Source organism: Xenorhabdus sp. PB61.4, from assembly GCF_963894935.1.
Taxonomy (GTDB): Bacteria; Pseudomonadota; Gammaproteobacteria; order Enterobacterales; family Enterobacteriaceae; genus Xenorhabdus; species Xenorhabdus stockiae.
Genome location: NZ_CAWQJR010000150.1, coordinates 1 through 18,898 on the forward strand (window position 1 = coordinate 1; position 18,898 = coordinate 18,898).

An 18,898-nucleotide genomic window follows, 5' to 3' on the forward strand; every position below is an offset into this window, starting at 1 on the left:
CATTATTCATAAATCAAATTTAAATATCATTAGCGTTAAGTCAGAGTAATTAACAATGTGATCACATAAAAATACAGAAAATCACTCTTAATTGGTTAGTCTTTGCCATTCCATAAGTTATAAAAATAAATCAAATTCCGAAAAGATGATCTTTTTCTATACTTTTAATACAGATTCCATAATCATCGACCGTGGTAATAATCTTGTTATTATTTAACCAGAATTCAAAGATTTTATTGATGCCTTGTAGATATTTCTGATGGGTAATTCCTGATACAGACAGAGATACCGAAATTTCCGCTGAATTATTTGAAGTCGTAGCCTCTTTGATTGCTAATAGTTCAATTTTGCTCAGTGCCAGCCTAATATTCTCTTCATTTTCTGATTCCGCAACTGGCTGTCTTTGTAGTTCTATAATCAATAACTCCCGCAAAGCATGACCAATCTTTTCCTGACTGAATGATGCAATTTGTTCCACAGTTGAAGAAATGGTATTTATCGGTATCACTTTATCCTGCTCATCGGTGAGGCTAATCGGTATTGTCACTGAATAATTCAGCGAAAGCCGTGGGCGATTTCCCAGTGACTGCCAGAAACTCCCTAAACTATTTAAACTTTCTTTCGGTGGTACAACCTGAGTATAAGCGCCGGGAATGCCTGCCAATTGGCGGTTATTAATCAATGCATTCAAGACTTGTGACATAACTCGTATAGCCTGATTATCCGGTTGACTATCCGGGCTGTTGGGATCAGTTGCGGGTTTAGCCGATTCCCAATAGGTAATCAGATAATTACATTTAATATTGACCCAACCCGGTAATAACCTCCCGGAGGTGGCATTAAACACTCTGGATTCTGTTGAGCGAAGCTGTAGATCTTCATGTATATCGTAAAGAAAGACACTCACCATTGCATCAGATTGTACGGTATCTAATTCAGGCAGATCGAAACGGATTGCCACTTTTTTATCCAGATACTTTTCCAGAATTCCCTTCATTGCTTTATTAACGTCAATAACAGTTTGCATTTTTAGCATAAAAAATCCTCTTATTTTATTATTTTGAACACGGTCAGGTCATTAATACATTTAATTTTTATCTATGTTTATTTCTATTAATTTTTAAACGTTAATCTACCTACTTTATCTAATTCTCGTGATAATGCGGTTTCAATGTTATTATTATTAACTTCGTGATGTTTGTTCTCTACGGAAAATAGTGAAGACAATAAAGCAATGTTACGAATATTGGCTCCTGTGACACTTGTTTGTTGGGCTAATTTATCAAAATCCACATCCTGAGCGACTTTTATATTCTCAGGCCAGATTGCCTGCCACATTTTCTTGCGGATAGCTTCATCCGGATAAGTAAAGCGAGTAATAAAAGTAAAACGGCGATTAAAGGCGTTGTCCAAATGGCTACGATTATTGGTGGATAAAATAACCAAGCCCGGATAATTCTCCAGCCGTTGCAACAAATAAGAGACTTCAATATTGGCATGTCTGTCTTGCGCATCTTTAGTTTCACTACGTTTACCAAACAGCGCATCCGCTTCATCAAAGAATAAAACACCGGCATCCTGTTCTGCCAAATCGAAGATACGGGATAAGTTTTTCTCGGTTTCACCAATGTATTTATTTACCACAGTGGATAAATCCACTTTTATTAAGTCAACACCAAGACAGTTGGCAATCACTTCTGCCGCCATCGTTTTCCCTGTCCCAGAATCACCATAAAACAACGCACTAATACCGGTGCCATAACCAATTTTATCTTTAAAACCTCCCGCCAGAACTTGTTCCCGATATTTAATGGCCGTGAGTATTTCCTGTATTTGTTGAGCAATCTCATCAGAGACCAATAAATCTTTTAATGAACGTTTAGGCGTTATCCGCTGTGCCAATTGACCAAAATTTTGTTGGGCACGTAAATTGAGCGCCTTATGGATATCGCATTGCTGCAATATATCCAAAGGATCTCGCTGTTTTTGATAAAACTGAGCTTCTTCCAGAATCCATGGCAAAGTTTCGGGATTAAAAGTGTAACGCTGGCTTAAGGCTATTGCGTCAATATTATTGGCACAGTGATTGGGCAATTGTGCCGTCAATAGATTGTTTTTTTCCTTTGAAGTCAGAACCGGCATTTCGACCAATAATACTGATAACTTTCTCAGCCAGACCATCGGAGAAGAAGGTTCAATTAAACAAATCACCCTTAATCCAGGTTGCTGCAATAAAGCGGAAAGAGGCTCCAGTAGCTGTTTATTCTGTTCGGCGAATAAGCAAAAATTTCGCAGTAATAAACAAGCGCCACGCATACGGATTTCCCGCAAAATATGCTTTATTCGCGAAAGCAAAGCTTTATCATCATTGTCAGCCAATTTAGCGATATCCACCATCAACGTTTGTCGTTCTTCTGACGCCATGATATTGGTAACCGCATAAGCTCTGGCACTACCGGTAATGCCCTTTAATAAGATAATCGGACGAATATCATCGTGGTCAGATAACAATACATTATTAAGCAATTGCTTTAATTTGGCTGGATAATAGCCATTCTCTGCGGGCATTAGCCACTCACAATAATATTCTAAATCAGGCGGAATATAGTGATGCCCAAGTAAAAAATGATACACACTGTTATCTGTGATAAAAGAAGTCTGAATCCAGGACGCCATTTTTTTACGGCTATCAATGGATAATAGCTGGCAGCCAATCAGGGGGGAATTATGCAAAAAACTGACCTGCTGTGCCTGTTTCTCCGTCATTGAGTGACAAAATAGTTCCAACGCCAGCGTAAAAGAAGGAAATCGAGATTGTTGTTCTCCTTGAATTAATGCAAAAAGTTGATAGTAACGGCTATCAAAATGGGGAAGTAAACCTAACAGCAAAACATCTCTTTCGAAATCAGTCAGCTCAAAACGATCGACCAAATCAGTTAGTCGGGATGCCACTGGCTTGACAGTTTGCGGTATTACCAGACAATCCTCATTGAACCAATGAGGTTTACCCATTGGATTCTCCAGTCTGGCGATAATATCCTCTTCACTTAACAAAAATTCATCAAGGAGATCATCTTGCTGCCCTGATATACAATGGCAATGGTATTGAAGAACAAGATCAATACGTTCCAGTTGACTAAATAAAAATGCTAAATTTGCATCGTTATTTTGCTGGAATAAATTAGGGAAGACAGACGCTGTATTCATAAATTCTTACTCAGACTATTTACTGTGTTTGATTGTTATAACCACGTTATGGTGATGGGGTATTGCAACCAGCTAAAGCGCGCGATATTGATTGGCCACGGCCATTCACTTATCAGCACATCATAAACTTCGGGTCTAATATGGATATTTATTAAACCGTTTAATTCATTTAATTCCCCGGAACGCTGCAAAAATAAATGCCGAACATCATTTATGCCCATTTTTTTCCAGGCCGGAAGTTGTACAACGGTTTTTTCCAGCCATTGGTTGATGGCAGTTTGCTGTTCTGGCTCTGGTGTGAGCCATAGCGCGTTATCATGCATGGGTAACCCACAAAGTATTTTATTGAGGGTCAACCGCCACACGGGTATTTCCTCTTCGGCCCAAATCAGCCAATCAAGTAAACAGACAGCTTTCCTTTGCGCTTCAAGACTGACAAATTGATTTTTCTCCAATAAATCAAAAGAGCGGAAAAATGTTGGCAATAATGGCCATAAAATCATGCAACCGGCATTGCTGATAGATAAAACAGATTGTGCTGATGAAGTTTTAATCCCAGTATTAGGTTGTATGGATGAAATTTTCGCTAAAGAAGCCGGTTTCAATAATTCGCTGTGTTGTTCCCTGTTTTTTAAAATTGAATCATTTTGTTTTACTGTCTTCTTTATCAAACCATCATGCTGTTGTGTAGCTGCTGATTGATACTGTGCTTGTATAAGTTGAGGTATTGACGATACTGCACCTATTTGTATTTCGGTTTCATTGTGAGTCTGTTTTAATTGATTACACTCATCCTGAATGATATTTACTGTGGGTATTTTCTTAATTTTAGTTTGTAATGTTCTTTCTGTTAGTATATGGGTTTTATTATTATTTGATTTTAATGAATTAAAACTATTTTCAACCTGTTCTCTCTCCGATGTCTGCTTGTTTTTAAAATTTAGTATCTTTTCTGCTGGTATATAAATTTCTTTATTATCTGGCTTTAACAAATGAGTGCTATTTTCAACAAGTTTTTTCTCCGATGTCAGCTTATTTTTGACGTTTAGTTTCGTTTCTGTTTGTGTATGGATTCCATTATTATCCGGTTTTAATGAACTGAAATTATTATCAGCAAGTTCTCTCTCCGATGCCAGCTTATCTTTAACGTTCAATTCCATTTCTGCTGGCATATGGAGTTTATCATTATTCAGCTTTAATAAATCAACACTACTTTCAATAAATCCTCTCTCCGATGTCAGCTCGTTTTTAACATTTAGTGTCTTTTCGGTTTGTGTATTGATTCCATTATTATCCGGTTTTAATGAATTGAAAATATCATCAACAAGCTCTCTCTCCGTCATTAGTTTATTTTTAACATTTAGTGTCTTTTCGGTTTGTGTATTGATTTCATTATTATCCGGTTTTAATAAATTGAAACTATTTTCAACAAGCTTTCTCTCCGATGTTAGCTTATTTTTAACATCTAGTGTCTTTTCGGTTTGTGTATTGATTTCATTAGTATCCGACTTTAATGAATTGAAACTATTTTCAACAAGCTTTCTCTCCGATATCATCTCGTTTTTAACGTTTAGTGTCGTTTCTGTTTGTGTATAGACTTCATTATTATCCTGTTTTAATGAGTTGAAACTATTTTCAACAAACTCTCTCTCCGATATCATCTCGTTTTTAACGTTTAGTGTCGTTTCTGTTTGTGTATAGACTTCATTATTATCCTGTTTTAATGAGTTGAAATTATTTTCAACAAACTCTCTCTCCGATATCAGTTTATTTTCGGTTTGTAAAATAAATTCTTTTTTTACGGCATGTTCATATTTCACCTGTTGTTTCAGATAATACTCAGCAGATAAACTCAATTTTTCTGGCGTCACCTTTTTATCTATGGTTATCTGTGTTTGCGAGTTAATAAATTCGGATGTTATTTCTTCAGAAAATAGTTTTATTAGTAAACTAAGAACATTTGGTTGGCAAATTTGAATTAATCGGTTTAATCCCGCAGGTTGTAAGCAGTGTGTAGCTAACATAGGGAGCCATTGTTGTGGGTGCAGGCTAATATTTTCAATTAACCAATAACTGAACTCAGTATTTTTTACCTGTTGACATAAAATCGATGATTCCCAGTAACCATGATTTAAATAGTTATCAATGTTATTTAGTGTGAATTCTCCTGAATTTAATGTACTGGATGCACTAGAATTAGGTTTAGATTTTGATAAATCCTTACTTACAGAGCAAATTTCTCCTGAAATAAATAGGTCACAATCTATATTGTGCTTTACATTTATTGTTAACTCTTTGGTTTTATTTTTTAATTCTCTTTCCAGACGCCAGATAAACTGTTGTTCAAAATTTTCAAAATCAATTTCTCCAAGATTTAAAACTATTTTTTCCAATGAATTATCATTATCCTGTGATGACCATTGCCCCACGTCCTCATCAATTAAGTAACGAAGTTTTAGCTTAAATAGATCAGAACACTTTTTAAGTATTTTATTACTATGGTGTTTTTCTATTTCAAGTGAAATTGATAATTTATCAATCACGTTGTTGAATTTTATTTTGTGATTCTTTTCCACAATAGTCGCCACTTTACATTTCGTGAATATTTTTAATGGGCGAAAAATATTAACGCCCATTGTTAAATGTTTATAGCTTCATAATAAATGCTAAAATATAGTAAGGTGATACTGTATTGACTTGATGTGTATGGCTAGGAAGAGTAGCAGATGCAGTATGACCATGGCCTTCTGAGCTGCCTACTGAACTGGTGTAAGGCCACCAATGATCATAATTAACCGTTCTTATCCACTGCTCTTCTGTAGAATTATATATTATTCGATAGCCGCTAAGATCATTGTTATTAATTTCATCATTCAGATCATTATTTAATACTGCACTATATCTTAAACCTGTATTTTGTGTGAAGCCTCCACCTTGTATGTGTTTATGCTTTGGTATTTGTTTTATATTTAATTTAGTTTCATTTACCCTGACATCCATTATTTCCGTTGCATTTTCTTTGCTATTGACGATAAAAAATTTGGAATTTTTTTGCCCTGCTGCACTCTTTGAACTTTTTCCACCGATGTCTTCAAGGGTTCCACCAAGTATAAATCGATCAATTAGATCCGGTGTTCCCTTAGTACCATCACATAATGCCCAGCCTTGAGGTATGGCTGAGCCTGAAAACATGGTAATCATACCTTTTGGCAATACAGTATTAGGATCAATGGTAATACGATCATCATCTATCTTAATACCATTCCCCGTTTTAACGCGGATACCTGACGAACTATTACCGATACCACCATCTGTATGAAGATGGACTTCCAAGCCATCACCAACTTTAATTCCCTTCCCGGCCTTAACTTTTATGCCGGAGCTATCAACTGTGATGCTGGAATCTGCTGATGCCGCTTCTAATTCACCGTCTGAGTTCAATTTTATTCCGCTGCCTGTTTTTATGGCGATACCATTGCCATCAACAACCAATCCTTTATTAGCAGCTACTTTTACCGCAATACTATTTGTATGAACTGTAATTCCATGTCCCTGACCAATAGATATTCCATCGCTTCTATTATTAGTTAGGCCACTACCCAGCCTGACAGATAAAATATCTTCTTCTAGTATTAGTGGAGCAGAATTTCTGTGATCAAAAGTTCCCATTTTTAAATTCAGCGTACCGTCATCACCCAGCTTTAATCCTGCTCCCGGGCCATTTTGTTGTGGTGCCTGGCCACAGGCTTTACGCCCAATATCCGCAATATCAATTAACTGGCTGAAATCAATTTGTAAAGGAATGCTGCCTTCTTTAAATTTATATTTCAATTTATCAGTTTCAGGGCCAACACCTTTTTCATTAGATGATATTTGTTGATCTTGTATTTTTGCGGAATAGATAATTTCTTTCATGGTTAACTCCATAAAATATATTGAATATGATTTTTTGCTGGTAGGTATTTTTATTTATTCTCTTTTGGAACATAGAATAATTCATTCTGGACTATTTTATCGGCATTCCACTGATCATTATTTTTACCGACAACTTCCTCTCTCTGATATGGCGTAGCAATACGCATTGTTCCAATTCCTTTTAAAGAAGCTGGCAATTTACCTAATGTTAATTTTTCCAGAATAGAATATGCAGCATCTCCTAATGGAGCACCATTATTTTGCCAACGCTGATAAGTATTGCCGAAATTTAAAAAGGCCTCCTGATCCATCCAGTGAATAATCATGGAGATATGGGCAGGAAATTCAGTAAGCATCGTTTCTTTAATCCACGCCTCCAATTTATAGGGATCAACGCCGGAAATTTTAATTAATTCATTGTTTACCACGACACTAATAACAAATGAGAAACGGTCTGTCGTTTCATATTTCGCGCCTGAAAAATGCCAACTGTATTCCCATGCTTCTTCTGGAGCAGGAAATTTCAATGTCGAATTATCCTGACGTTCAATAACTAAGGTACCTTTGATGCGGTCAAAGCTGACAATTTTTGCATACAGTTTTTCTGATATATCCGCATATCCCTGTGTGACACTGTCTGCCCCTAATTTTTTGGTCAGGATAATTTCATTATCTACCGTAATCAGGGATGGAAAAGGAGTCTGTGCTGTGCGGGACAGACGCCGCTGGTTTTCAGGTAATGGGTTTCCATTTTGGGATTGGTCGCTGGCGTAGGCCAGACGATAGCTCATATCTTCCATCCAGACCCTGCTATTTTGCCAGAACAATTTTTTTGTTTTAGCAGCAGTCATTACCCGTTCCAGATTGTATTCCAATTGAGTGCTATTACCCACATCCAGCCAAAACTGATCTCCTCCGACTTTGGCTATCATTTGACTATATATCGTAAATTGGTTTTGATTCTGCTCACCCTCATAGATGACTAAATTGATCACTTGCCCTTGAGTCAGTTTGCCCTTAATACCTGCTTGCTGAATGATTAAATAATGCTGGTTAGCTTGATTCTCTTCTGTCACTGAATCTGGTTTCTGCTCTTTATCAAACTGATTGTTGGGTTTGATGGGCAGTAATGCCCGATGCTCCACCAGATAAAAAGGCAGTTTGCTCAGGTCAGGTTCTGGTTTAAACAGCTCACCACCTAACCCGATACGGGCAGCAATGCGCTTTTGTAGCGATGAAACCTGATCAATCCGAATATTGGCACGGTGATAAGTTAATATCGGCTGTTGAGCCAGATAACCTTGTTGCATAACGCGAAAATCATTGATGTCGGTGAGAAAGGTACGTGGTGCCCGCTGGGTGCCAAAGTATCCGAGCAGGTAATTAACAATGTCCAATTCATGATCGCTATCATGAGCAATTTGTTTTAATAGTTCCTTTAATGCCGGAGCATAATTCTGATGGGCATCATTACTGACAGAATCCGGCTTAAATGGCCATTGATCGCCCCAAACTTCATATCCTTCACGCTTAAAGGCCAGTAATTTTGGCAGCATGGCAATTTGCTGACAGCCACAAGCCAAAAGCTGTTCAAATGGCAGCATAAATTGATGAAGTGGTATCAGGCGCTGACGTTGAATATTCTCACATTCAGATAAGGGCTCACTTTTAGGTAAAGGCTGCTGTAATTCATAGCAAGCGGGCAACGTATCACTGACGGGATAATAGCTGCCCACATCACGGTGCCGCCCGTAAGGTAGTACTACAGGCTTATTTTGGATCAGGGGAGGATTGGGTAAATTAGCCCGAATTTGATTTTCATCGGCTGTAACACTAATCCCGCCTCTGGTGATCACCCGCAAAGGGCCATCATGTTGTGCCAATTGATGGAGCGGATTTTGCCCCCATAGACGAGGGTAATAACCTTTTTTGATTGACCATGACCAGCTATCTTTGTTAATCGGCTCAATCAAAGTTTTGTCAAAGCTGTCATCCAGACGAAGACGATTCACATTCTGAACACCCTTAATCTCAAGCAGCTTATTAACCAGTCGGCTAAGATTGAGGTTGAGTTTTCTAGTGTAATCACGGGCTATCGGCAATTCAGGGCACCAACCATGTTTTAATTGCGGCCCTTCAAAGATTTCGTCATTGCGCATTCCCGCCTCTTTTAGCGCTAACGTACTGAAACGCTGCACTTCAGGCATCAGATACTGTTCTGCTGCGCTATAGACGGCAGCAAAAATACCCGCGACATTTTGCACATCGTCATCCAGTTCAATCTCCAGTAATAGCGGAAAATCAGCCGGTTTTGTCCAGATAATCTGACTGACAGATTCACCAATATTGCGGTTCTTGGTCAAAAAATCGGTTAATTGTTGGATGGCACTATTCAAATTTTCCTGAGTACGGCGTGTCGGTTCCAGATAAAGCCAGTAATTTCCCCGCAACGTAAACTTTTTCGCATCCTGACTACTGACAAAGCTATATTCCCTCTTAGTGGCATCATACCAATAGGTATAGCGTTGCGCTTCCGGTTCACGGACTAATTGCACATTACGGAACAGAAAATCCCCTTTATCCTGTTCTGATTCTGGCTTTTCTTTTACCCAGTCACTGCTATGTAAATCCAGCAATGCTTTTCGATAATCATCGCTGGTGATTGGTCCACAGGTCAGTGTATTGTGGGGGCCAAATTCAGCGGGAAAAATTCCGCCTTGCTGTTGCTGCTTATTAGGGGCTGGTGTCAGTAAGTCTGTTAAGGGAAGTGTATGACGGTAAGACAGATCTGACACACCATAGCTGAACCCTTCCAAAAAAGTTATTCCGGGATCGTGTTCCGCTGTGTCGCTCCACAATTTTCCTGCCTGTTGCTCAATGACCTGATGAGCCTGTTCCAGCAAGGTATCAAAGTGAATATCGTCTTTCACTTTGTGAAACAGTACATCTTGATTACTCATAGTTATTTCCTCAGTATTAGAGCTTGTCACCCGCTTCCCAGACTAAAATCAACACTTCATTATCTTTAGCTTCCACTGATGTGTTGGTATCACTGTCTTTAGTCGCATCTGACCGACTCAGCGTCAGACTCGTGATTCTCTCAACCAGCGGTTGCTGTTGAATGGTCGCCAGCAACTGGTAATAATTAATGCTGTTATGCAACATCACGGGGCGTTGTTCATCGACGCTCCAGGGCATATATGTTTCACTGAGTTTCTGTCGTAGCTGGCGATAGCCAAAATCTTCGTTAACTTCTGGCCTGAAAATCACGTTGTAATCGATTTTTACATCGACGTATTTCGGATTACTGATCTCAATCTCAGCCCAGAGAGAGCCTTTTTGCTGTAACCACTTTGCCATTCCTTGCAGACGTGCCAGGTTTAGCACCGGACGCAAAGGATCATCGCTGTCGTTGTATCGGTTAGCCGGAATGATCGTCAGCTGTTGCTTCTCTAACGCGGGTACCCGGGTGAGTTCATCATTGCCGGGGTATTTAACATCAAAAATGCTGACATAACGCTCTTTTAGCAGTGTTGCCATATTGCCCCAGGTTAAAGCCCGGTTACGGTGGGACAGGTGTTGTGCTCCCCGTTCAAAAAAGGCGTTATAGGATTCCGGTACACGTCCATTCCATGATGCCCAAGGCTGGTTGACTGAAGCTACTGTAATGATGGGGGCAACCGGGCGTTGAATCGTGCCTGCCGGTAATGGCGCTAAGAAATGGTTGCGACTGATGCTATCGGTGTTCACTAATGTTGCTGTCATCGCGTTATAGATTAGGCCGTATAACCACGGGTTTTTCCCCCATGAGCCTTTAGGCGTGGGTATTGCCACGACAGCTTTTAACCAACAGCGCTCCGCTGGCATTTGGGTGGCCTGCCTGGAAGCATCTGCCGGCAGGGCAACTTGCCAGATGCCATCTTGATACAGATGTTGGGTTTCATCATTCACCCATGCATCCAATGCAATCCATTGATTCTTTTGATTCAGGTAATACCAGGAAACGTCTTCGGGTTGCTGTGGTGCTTTTAATTTCCAATATAACGATACGTTTTGCCCCGGCTCAATGTCAGTAATACCAAGGTATAATGTGGGATGTTCTTCCAGTGGTTCAACCTCAGGGCCATAGCCAAACGGGGTAAGGTAATATGTCTGGAATGGAGCTTCAGCTATACCTTGTATCTTGAGGGCTGTTATCGTCGGCAATGGTGGGCTGTTTTTTCCCTGTAGCCTGAGCACCGGTTCCTTAAAAACAAGATTATCCAAATCTTCTGGCGCACTGGTTGCAGGCTCTTTATCTGAAAGAGTCAGTATGATTTCTGTTCCTTTTCCCTTGGCAGTCAAGTCTAGCCATTGGTTTCCACTGCTGATTTGTGCCGCTAAATATTGACTATTAATATTCTTCTCAAAGGTAACCGTTATCTCTCTTGTTCCTTCTTCCATCGCCAGAAGTTTCGAAGTGATAAACACGCCACCCTGTACAGTTTTATCCGAATCAGTTTCGCTGAATAATCGTATTCCACCAGACGGTAATGATGATTGTGTCTGTGAATCCCACGGCGCAGAGGTTACCCACTGATTTTTTTCTTTTTTTCGTAACCAGTACAATTCACTGATATAGCCACGATTCGCCAGCAAACTGGTATCCAGCGCATATTGCAGGGGATTGCCCTGTTCATCTTGTCCTGCTTCAAATAAGGTGCCTTTAGTGAGCTGCTGTTCTGTGACCGTACTATTCAGTTCCACAGATAAAGCGACTTGGTCAGATTGTGCCGGACGAGGAGATAATCCCAACAATGCCCGATAATAGAGATTACGGTGAGTTGCAGGTAAAGCATTAAATAAAGATATCGGTGTTTCTAATAATCGTAATATTGCCAATAGAAAAGCCTGATGAGGTAATAATTTTCCATTGGCTTCCATTTTCCCTTGGTATAATTCGGCAAGTTTTTCTGGCGTATTATTTGCCATAAAGAAAAAATCATTCCAATGTTTATTTTCTTCATTAGAAGATTTAGCAGAGATTTCATTAAAAGGAATTATTTTAGTGTATTCTTCAATATATTGGAGTAATTGCAAACTGGTTCGACTATCTAATTTAAAGTCGCTCATCGGCACCAAATCTGACAGTTTTTTATTTAACTCAGTTAATTCCATGATATCACCTGTATGACACAGCGATTCTTTTGTGAATATATTAATTATTCACACCATTTAACTTTCTATATACTTCGTCTTTCAAGTTGCCTCTTTGTTGGCTACGCTCATTCACCCCAGTCACCGTTTTTATAAACATACGGTTATCTATGTTCCCGGGGATTTACTCGCTTGCCGCCGCGACGCATCTTGAAATTCATTGTGTGTATACCATTTGTATTTTAGATATATAAAGTTCAGCCAATATCTTAATTTACAGTGGCAAAATTTTGTTGAGTAATAAAACTTCCTGTACCTAACGAAGGTGTCATAATATCTGGTTGTGGTGGGATCACTGTATTATTTATGGCCGGGAATTTAGGCGTAAATATCGCCATGAATTTTTTCCCTTTGATAATTAAGGCCGCACCACTGGTATATTGAAGAGCCAGCTGGCTGATATCTAGCATACTGATGGTCAGAGTGCCAATTCCCGGTGTCATATGCGTTATTGTGGTATAAGTTGCAGAAACAGTAACCCGTTTCTCATCCCCCAAAATACAAACTTTTTTACCGTTGACCCGCGCATGACCTGTGCCCCTAATTTTGCCGGGGATGGTAACTTTTACCTGTCTATGCCCAAATTGAGGCTCAAACTGTAGAATATCACCGTCTGTTACAATAGATTCACTCATGATACCTCCATCCCTCGGCCTTCACTCAGCGCCAGTGTCCCCTGAATCTGCTGATGGATATCGCTTCCCCGCAGGCGATACATCACCTTTACTTGTAAGGTACTTTTATTATTTGGCGACTGACGAACCTGAATCTCGGTAATATCCGCCCGTGACTCATAACGCAATACGCTGTCATGAATATGGGACTCAATTTCAGCAAATAATTCGTTGCGAATATTTTCAAACATAAAATCATTTAATCCGCAGCCATAATTTTCTCGCATTAAGCGTTCCCCCGGTTCAGTTTTGAACAGGATGTGCAGACTCTGGCGCACATCTTCTGCTCCTTCTGCCATTTTCACCCCTTCTTCAAGGGAAAAAGCGGGAGGAAAAGCCCAACCACGACCATAGAGGTGTGTCAGTATTTGGTTTTCCATTGTTCACCTTTCACTGGGTAAGATTAATTTTGTTGCCTTTGATCTCAACACTGTTCTTGCCTGACATATTGAGTGATTTGCTCATTTCGGCATTCATGGTCTGCCCTTTCAGCGTGAGTTCTTTTTTCACCACCAGCGCTTTTTCCTGATTATCTTGGCTGGGTTCTAAAGGCGCTTTATTTTTCGGGTTGTGCATTGCCCCCAGAATGACCGGATAACGCGGATCATGTTCAAAAAAACCGACAATGACTTCGTCACCGGGTTCTGGATAAAAACAGAAACCGCTTTCGTGGCTGGCGTAAGGTTTCCCCAATCGAGCCCATAAAAATTCATTCGGACGATTCAGTACCGGCAGAATAATAGGAATACGGTTCAGGGCTGCTTTGTCCTGCTGATACTTTGCGACAGTCGCAATATGGAGTTCAGTCGCATCGGGAAGCATCGGCAGATACTCCCTTTGCAAGCCAATGCTTAACGTCGTTTCCCAATCAATTTGTCGGTTAAAATGATGGCGGACCGCAGTAATACTTGCTGTACCATCCAATTGAGAACCGAACCCCGTTAATTGAATGTTGTCACCTAGCTGATAACGCCCATTACCTTTAAGCAGGAAGTCGCCTGTAACCCCAGAAATTCGCTGATTCAGCAATAACCCCTGTGCCAGATGACCACTCTCTTGGGTAGTTAACGGGCGGCTGTAGCGAATGTCCCAGTTTGTTTTATTTAAAAACGCTGACCGATCAGAAGAGAGTGCCGCTTCCCCCACCGCAATACTGCTGTAGCGCCCGCCTGACAATTCTTGTTGCTTATTGATATCCCAACCACTGACTTCCAACGAAGCAGGATTCAGATAGTTATCAAATTGCCAGCTGGCATCTTTGACGAGGATATCTTTTTCCTCATCTCCACGACTTTTCAGGATATGAGTTGGGTTGGATTTCAGGGTATTAGGTTGAACAAGCTGAGCGCCTTCTATCGTGGGTAACAACCATACACCCGTTGCCAGTAGCCGACACAACAGAAAACGCCAGTCGGAACAACGAAATTGCACCATCTGTTCATGTTTTTGATCCAATGCGGCTATCTGATCAAAACGTGCCTTGATACCCGCCTGACTCAGCAAGGTATTCAGAATAGTTTTTTCGTTACTGGCTTTAAACAACTGTGAATGCTGAGTATCTGCCATCAGTTGTAGTCGATGCCGGACTACCAAAGTAAGCAATAATTGCTTATTTTTGATCTTTAGTGAGTTGCGGGTAATCTGGCCGTTAAACAGTACTGATTTTTGTCCCCCTTCAATCAATTCCAGAAGCAGTGTTTTCCCTGTCTGACAATGAGCCAATTCAGCCTGTACATCTGCCTGACTGAAAAAAGAAAGTGGCCTGTCCGGTAAACTGAGCTTCAATGTTGCAGAAGGGATGCTGTTAACGCAGAAGTTGGTATCGACATCAACGACAGCCAGCAAGGACAATTCCTGACCATCGGCAATGATTTTCAGTTGATGGTTCATCAGGGATTTCCTCTGGTGGCCTGCAATATCTCACCCGGTGCAAACCCGTTGAGATTATCCAGATTATTTTGCGAAGCCAGTGTCAGGTAATCAACACCTCCAGACAGCGTCGATGCCGTGCTGGCCGCCATCATAGCCAGTGAAACGCCATCCTGTACCCGTAAAGCGATTTGCGCCGGTGATTTCAGGTTTTGTTCTGTCTCCTGTAAAACCAGACTTTCATCCGCCACCAGTGTCAGGATAACCCGTGCCCGCAAAGGTGTGGCATCACGATCAAACAAGGTATAATTCACAGACAAACTTTTTGCCCTGCCGGCAAAATAGCCGCGGTTTTCCCAACGCATTTTTCCCCATTTGATTTGCAGGAATTGTGTTTCATAACTGGTGGCATCCACGCTGCACAACTGCTTGAGTTGCATTAACTGAGCTTCAACAGGGATTTTATTGTCCGGCATTGTGCCGTCAAAAATCAGCTCAAGGGATAACCCTGCGGGCTTAGCCTGTACATAAATGCTGCTCTGTTTTTCGCTATTAATTGCCAGAGATTGTTGGTAATCCGTTTGGTAATCCAGTTGCAGGGAATCAGGGTTATACATAGCTTGAATGGTACCTGCCTGTATTTTGCCCTCTCTGTCTTTATAAGCGTTAATGGTCAGCTTTGCTAAACCACGTTCAATTAAACTCATGAGCGCCACCTTTCCTCATCGCGTAATGCAGCCAGCACTTCACGTTTAATTTTTTCAACTAAAGCCGCCTCATCCAGACTTTCCTGAACCAACGAATAGCTTTGTTGCTCTGAGCCGGTTGGCGGCATTGATGAAACCACTTTTGCCTGAATAATTAATTCTCTGATTTCGACTGTCATACTTTGACTCCCAGCCAGCAAATATCCTGATAGCGCAGTTCAAGGGTATTCACCAAAATGGCATTACTGTTCGCATCAAAATCGCTGGTCTGCCAGCGTACCGGTAAGGCATTGCTCAATATCCAGCTGGACAAGGGCAATGAATTTTCGTTTAACAGCATAATCACCACATCCGCATAGGCGATATTTTCCCCACGCAACACACGGTCAAACATCAGGGTCAAAGGAGAAACTGTCATCACACCACGCTCCAGCGTTAATGTGCCGTGCTGGATCTTTTCAGCCAGATAGTTATTACGGGCGTTTTCACCGCCTTGACTGTGCTGGGTGACCTGAAGTTCCCGGTTCAGGCCTGCAATACGCTGAAAGCGGATATCCAGTGGGTCAGGAATACCGTTGAAAATAAAACTCGCCATAAAACGGTGGGATACCACAGGAGTGAAAAAATCGGTCATTGTGATCTTTCCTTTTTAAGATAAAAGCGCGCCCGTTTGGGTATCAAATACCAAACTGATTTCGATAAATTCGGCGGGAGACAACACGGCTAAGGCGACTTTCATGATCATTTTCCCTGTTCGGATATCCTCTTCGGTCATCGTTTCATTTACGCCTAACAACACAGTAAATGCTTCATCTTCACGTGAACCGTACAAGCCTCCCTGTAACCATAGTTGTCGCAGCCAGTTATAACTTTGCCCTTTGCATTTCATCCATGTCAGTTCGTTATTAGGCTCAAAGATGTACATACGGGCCAATTGCGCCAAATGCGCGATGACATAAGAAACTAGGCGCCGTGTTTGCAGATAGCGCCACGGCGTGTTATCTGTGTTTTCCAGAGTACGACATCCCCATACGCGTATACCTTTACCGGGAAAAGTGCGGATCACATTGAGAGAAGTCCCATTACTGTTAAATAGTTCACTTCCTTGAAGATACGACTTAACCGGCCGGATAACCTGAGACAGAGCAATATTGGCGGGCGCTTTCCATACACCGACTTCACTATCCGTATGTTGAATAAGTGCTGCGATAGCGGCGGTAGGCGAGAGCACAATATTTTTGGAGCCGGATATATCCTGATATGTCGTTTCCAGACGAGGCCAATAGGCGGCACCCCATTGACGATATCCTGATGAGAGATCTTTCAGACATTGCTTTGCCTGCTCTATCTCATCCGGCGCATCCAGCAGCACAAAGAGATTAGAACGGGTCTGACTCAATTGCAGCAATACCATCCAGACTTCAGACCACAAATTGGATAAAATTTGTTGATCATCAATGACATTGTCATTCATGCGGGCGATATCCGGTGCCAGAATCAGGGTAATTTGTGTTTCTGCGCTAATGGCTTCTTGCACCGCGTTGCTGCTTAATGCTGCCATCAGGGTTTCCGCTTCCGTTTGGGTGATGTTTGCCGAAGGTATATTTCCTTGCAGCGGTAAAACAAAAGCCTGTTGCCCGCCATTATCGAAATAGTGCCTGACTGCAAATGCCATCAAATAGTTGTCGCCAAAGAGCCGGATATATTCCGCCAGATTGTCGATACGAACTGCGGTTTTTGCGTGTTGTTGATTACGGCTGGTATAACCAATAAATACAGGCACTGCACTGGGTATTTCCTGTTGCCCTGTGGTAATGATACTTTCTGTTAATGTTACGCCCGGTTGAATTCTTTCCATCATCATCTCCTTTAATTGGGTGAGATAGGCACTGTCAATACAGTGCCTTATGTTTAATCACGGAGATTACTGAACAATATCCTGCGTAAATTGCAGAACGATAAATTCAGCCGGTCGTACTGGGGCCAGACCCACTTTCATGATCATTTTGCCTTGTTTGATATCCGCATCAGACATAGTGATATCCTGACCGATATGGACAAAATAAGCCTCTTCAGGGGTATTTCCCATCAGCGCATTCTTTTGCCAGAGAGCATAAAGATAGTGGTCAACGGCAGCCTTGGCACGCATCCAGGTCGGTTGATTATTGGTTTCAAATAACACAGCCCGCAGTGCCTGACGAATATCACGCTCAACAGAATTGAACAGACGACGGACAGGAATGTAGCGCCAACTGGTGTTGTTAACCTCCGTACAAGTACGGGCTCCCCAAACCATAAAACCACGACCGGTAAATGATCGGATGACATTAATGCCTTTGTCATTCATGGTTCCTTGCCGAGCATCGTCAACTTTATCAGTCAGTCCTTTGATACCAGTAAGTGCAACATTCGCAGGTGCTTTCCAGACACCACGCTGGTTATCCGTTTGGCAATAAACTCCGGCAATGGCGGGGCTGGAAGGAAGAATAAGCTGGCGTTGTTGTTCCTGTTTTAATCTGGCATCAATATTCCGCGCCAGCGTTTCATTTTTTTTCCTGAGTTCATCCAGATTTTTCAGTTTATCTTTACCTGATTCATCCTCGTATCCACTGATAATCACATTCTTATCAACGGGCAAGGCAGAGAATGTCAGGTTAGTTTCCAACTGAGGATAATAAGCGGCAATTCTGGTGCGAGTTCCCGAACTTGGTATCGATTCACCATCAGGGCTGTCTGCAATCAGAAAATAGCCTACTTTGTTATCATTTAGTAATGAACTGGCTGCATCATAAACTCTGTTTTTGTAATCCCATTCTGCTTCCGGACAAACCAGCAGAGTGATATCCCCTTGTTGTTCAATTAATTCGGGAATAGCTGCCAAAGCCAACTCGTTATTAATATTGTTTAATGGGTAGATATAACAGCTCCCTCCTCCATTTTGAAAATAGAGCCTCAGGGCTTCTACGGCCAGAGATTGATTAATTCTCTCAATACTGTGGATCCATTTTTGGGTTTCTCCTTCAGCAACAGAAGCAGCGAGAATCTGAACCTCAGGTGTTTCTTGGGCTTCTTTTTTTGTTCCACTATCAGAAGGGAGGCTTGATTTGATAACAACATCTGTCACTGGTGCCAAAGAAAAAGCGGAAGTAAATTCAAGCCAATTATTGATACGGATACAGGCCTGGACTGGCTCTACCGTATTTGGGGTAAACTTACCGATAAAAACAGGCACAGCTGTGGGACTGTTGCTGACAGACAATGCAAGGGAAGCATCTTCTTCAATATAAACGCCGGGCGTTTTTAGATCAGCTACCATGATAATTCCTTATC

General features: G+C 41.2%; 14 protein-coding genes. All 14 read right to left on the reverse strand.

Annotation, left to right across the window (positions count from 1 at the left end; genetic code table 11):
- Positions 1-130 precede the first annotated feature (130 nt).
- Positions 131-1,036 (reverse strand): DUF4255 domain-containing protein, encoded by a 906-nt coding sequence (locus AACX68_RS08695; RefSeq protein ID WP_228858890.1) that lies wholly within the window; start codon positions 1,034-1,036, stop codon positions 131-133.
- A 77-nt stretch (positions 1,037-1,113) separates the two neighbouring features.
- A complete protein-coding gene (locus AACX68_RS08700; RefSeq protein WP_228858891.1) occupies positions 1,114-3,207 on the reverse strand; it encodes an ATP-binding protein in 2,094 nt (697 codons plus the stop codon).
- A 35-nt stretch (positions 3,208-3,242) separates the two neighbouring features.
- The gene (locus tag AACX68_RS08705) at positions 3,243-5,783 is read right to left on the reverse strand and encodes a contractile injection system tape measure protein (protein WP_228858892.1); all 2,541 of its coding nucleotides are present in this window, start codon (positions 5,781-5,783) and stop codon (positions 3,243-3,245) included.
- 70 nt (positions 5,784-5,853) lie between these two features.
- Positions 5,854-7,122 (reverse strand): tail fiber protein, encoded by a 1,269-nt coding sequence (locus AACX68_RS08710; RefSeq protein ID WP_228858893.1) that lies wholly within the window; start codon positions 7,120-7,122, stop codon positions 5,854-5,856.
- Between the two features lie 50 nt (positions 7,123-7,172).
- Positions 7,173-10,082, reverse strand: coding sequence for a hypothetical protein (locus AACX68_RS08715; RefSeq protein ID WP_228858894.1), 2,910 nt, complete (start codon positions 10,080-10,082; stop codon positions 7,173-7,175).
- A gap of 16 nt (positions 10,083-10,098) precedes the next feature.
- Positions 10,099-12,279 carry a hypothetical protein gene (locus AACX68_RS08720; RefSeq protein ID WP_228858895.1) on the reverse strand — a complete coding sequence of 727 codons (2,181 nt, stop codon included), beginning with the start codon at positions 12,277-12,279 and terminating at the stop codon, positions 10,099-10,101.
- Positions 12,280-12,527: 248 nt separating this feature from the next.
- Positions 12,528-12,953, reverse strand: coding sequence for a hypothetical protein (locus AACX68_RS08725; protein ID WP_228858896.1), 426 nt, complete (start codon positions 12,951-12,953; stop codon positions 12,528-12,530).
- On the reverse strand, positions 12,950-13,372 hold the full coding sequence (locus AACX68_RS08730) for a GPW/gp25 family protein (protein WP_228858897.1): 423 nt from the start codon (positions 13,370-13,372) through the stop codon (positions 12,950-12,952). The genes AACX68_RS08725 and AACX68_RS08730 overlap by 4 nt, the downstream gene beginning before the upstream one ends.
- A 10-nt stretch (positions 13,373-13,382) precedes the next feature.
- Positions 13,383-14,882, reverse strand: a complete 1,500-nt coding sequence (locus tag AACX68_RS08735) for a phage baseplate assembly protein V (protein WP_228858898.1) — start codon at positions 14,880-14,882, stop codon at positions 13,383-13,385.
- A complete protein-coding gene (locus AACX68_RS08740; RefSeq protein ID WP_228858899.1) occupies positions 14,882-15,568 on the reverse strand; it encodes a CIS tube protein in 687 nt (228 codons plus the stop codon). The genes AACX68_RS08735 and AACX68_RS08740 overlap by 1 nt, the downstream gene beginning before the upstream one ends.
- Entirely contained in the window at positions 15,565-15,747 is a 183-nt protein-coding gene (locus AACX68_RS08745; RefSeq protein ID WP_228858900.1) for a DUF5908 family protein, read from the reverse strand. Before AACX68_RS08745 ends, AACX68_RS08740 begins: the two co-directional genes overlap by 4 nt.
- Positions 15,744-16,202 carry a phage tail protein gene (locus AACX68_RS08750; protein WP_228858901.1) on the reverse strand — a complete coding sequence of 153 codons (459 nt, stop codon included), beginning with the start codon at positions 16,200-16,202 and terminating at the stop codon, positions 15,744-15,746. The genes AACX68_RS08745 and AACX68_RS08750 overlap by 4 nt, the downstream gene beginning before the upstream one ends.
- A gap of 15 nt (positions 16,203-16,217) precedes the next feature.
- Complete coding sequence (locus AACX68_RS08755) at positions 16,218-17,426, reverse strand: phage tail sheath family protein (protein WP_228858902.1); 1,209 nt, start codon at positions 17,424-17,426, stop codon at positions 16,218-16,220.
- A 66-nt stretch (positions 17,427-17,492) separates the two neighbouring features.
- Positions 17,493-18,884, reverse strand: coding sequence for a phage tail sheath family protein (locus tag AACX68_RS08760; protein ID WP_228858903.1), 1,392 nt, complete (start codon positions 18,882-18,884; stop codon positions 17,493-17,495).
- Between the last annotated feature and the right edge of the window lie 14 nt (positions 18,885-18,898).

Bases quoted from the DNA above. Each gene is read 5' to 3' on its own strand.
- AACX68_RS08710 (WP_228858893.1), bottom strand. From the start codon at position 7,122: ATGAAAGAAATTATCTATTCCGCAAAAATACAAGATCAACAAATATCA.
- AACX68_RS08695 (WP_228858890.1), bottom strand. From the start codon at position 1,036: ATGCTAAAAATGCAAACTGTTATTGACGTTAATAAAGCAATGAAGGGA.
- AACX68_RS08760 (WP_228858903.1), bottom strand. From the start codon at position 18,884: ATGGTAGCTGATCTAAAAACGCCCGGCGTTTATATTGAAGAAGATGCT.
- AACX68_RS08700 (WP_228858891.1), bottom strand. From the start codon at position 3,207: ATGAATACAGCGTCTGTCTTCCCTAATTTATTCCAGCAAAATAACGAT.
- AACX68_RS08755 (WP_228858902.1), bottom strand. From the start codon at position 17,426: ATGGAAAGAATTCAACCGGGCGTAACATTAACAGAAAGTATCATTACC.
- AACX68_RS08720 (WP_228858895.1), bottom strand. From the start codon at position 12,279: ATGGAATTAACTGAGTTAAATAAAAAACTGTCAGATTTGGTGCCGATG.
- AACX68_RS08725 (WP_228858896.1), bottom strand. From the start codon at position 12,953: ATGAGTGAATCTATTGTAACAGACGGTGATATTCTACAGTTTGAGCCT.
- AACX68_RS08740 (WP_228858899.1), bottom strand. From the start codon at position 15,568: ATGAGTTTAATTGAACGTGGTTTAGCAAAGCTGACCATTAACGCTTAT.
- AACX68_RS08730 (WP_228858897.1), bottom strand. From the start codon at position 13,372: ATGGAAAACCAAATACTGACACACCTCTATGGTCGTGGTTGGGCTTTT.
- AACX68_RS08735 (WP_228858898.1), bottom strand. From the start codon at position 14,882: ATGAACCATCAACTGAAAATCATTGCCGATGGTCAGGAATTGTCCTTG.
- AACX68_RS08750 (WP_228858901.1), bottom strand. From the start codon at position 16,202: ATGACCGATTTTTTCACTCCTGTGGTATCCCACCGTTTTATGGCGAGT.
- AACX68_RS08745 (WP_228858900.1), bottom strand. From the start codon at position 15,747: ATGACAGTCGAAATCAGAGAATTAATTATTCAGGCAAAAGTGGTTTCA.
- AACX68_RS08715 (WP_228858894.1), bottom strand. From the start codon at position 10,082: ATGAGTAATCAAGATGTACTGTTTCACAAAGTGAAAGACGATATTCAC.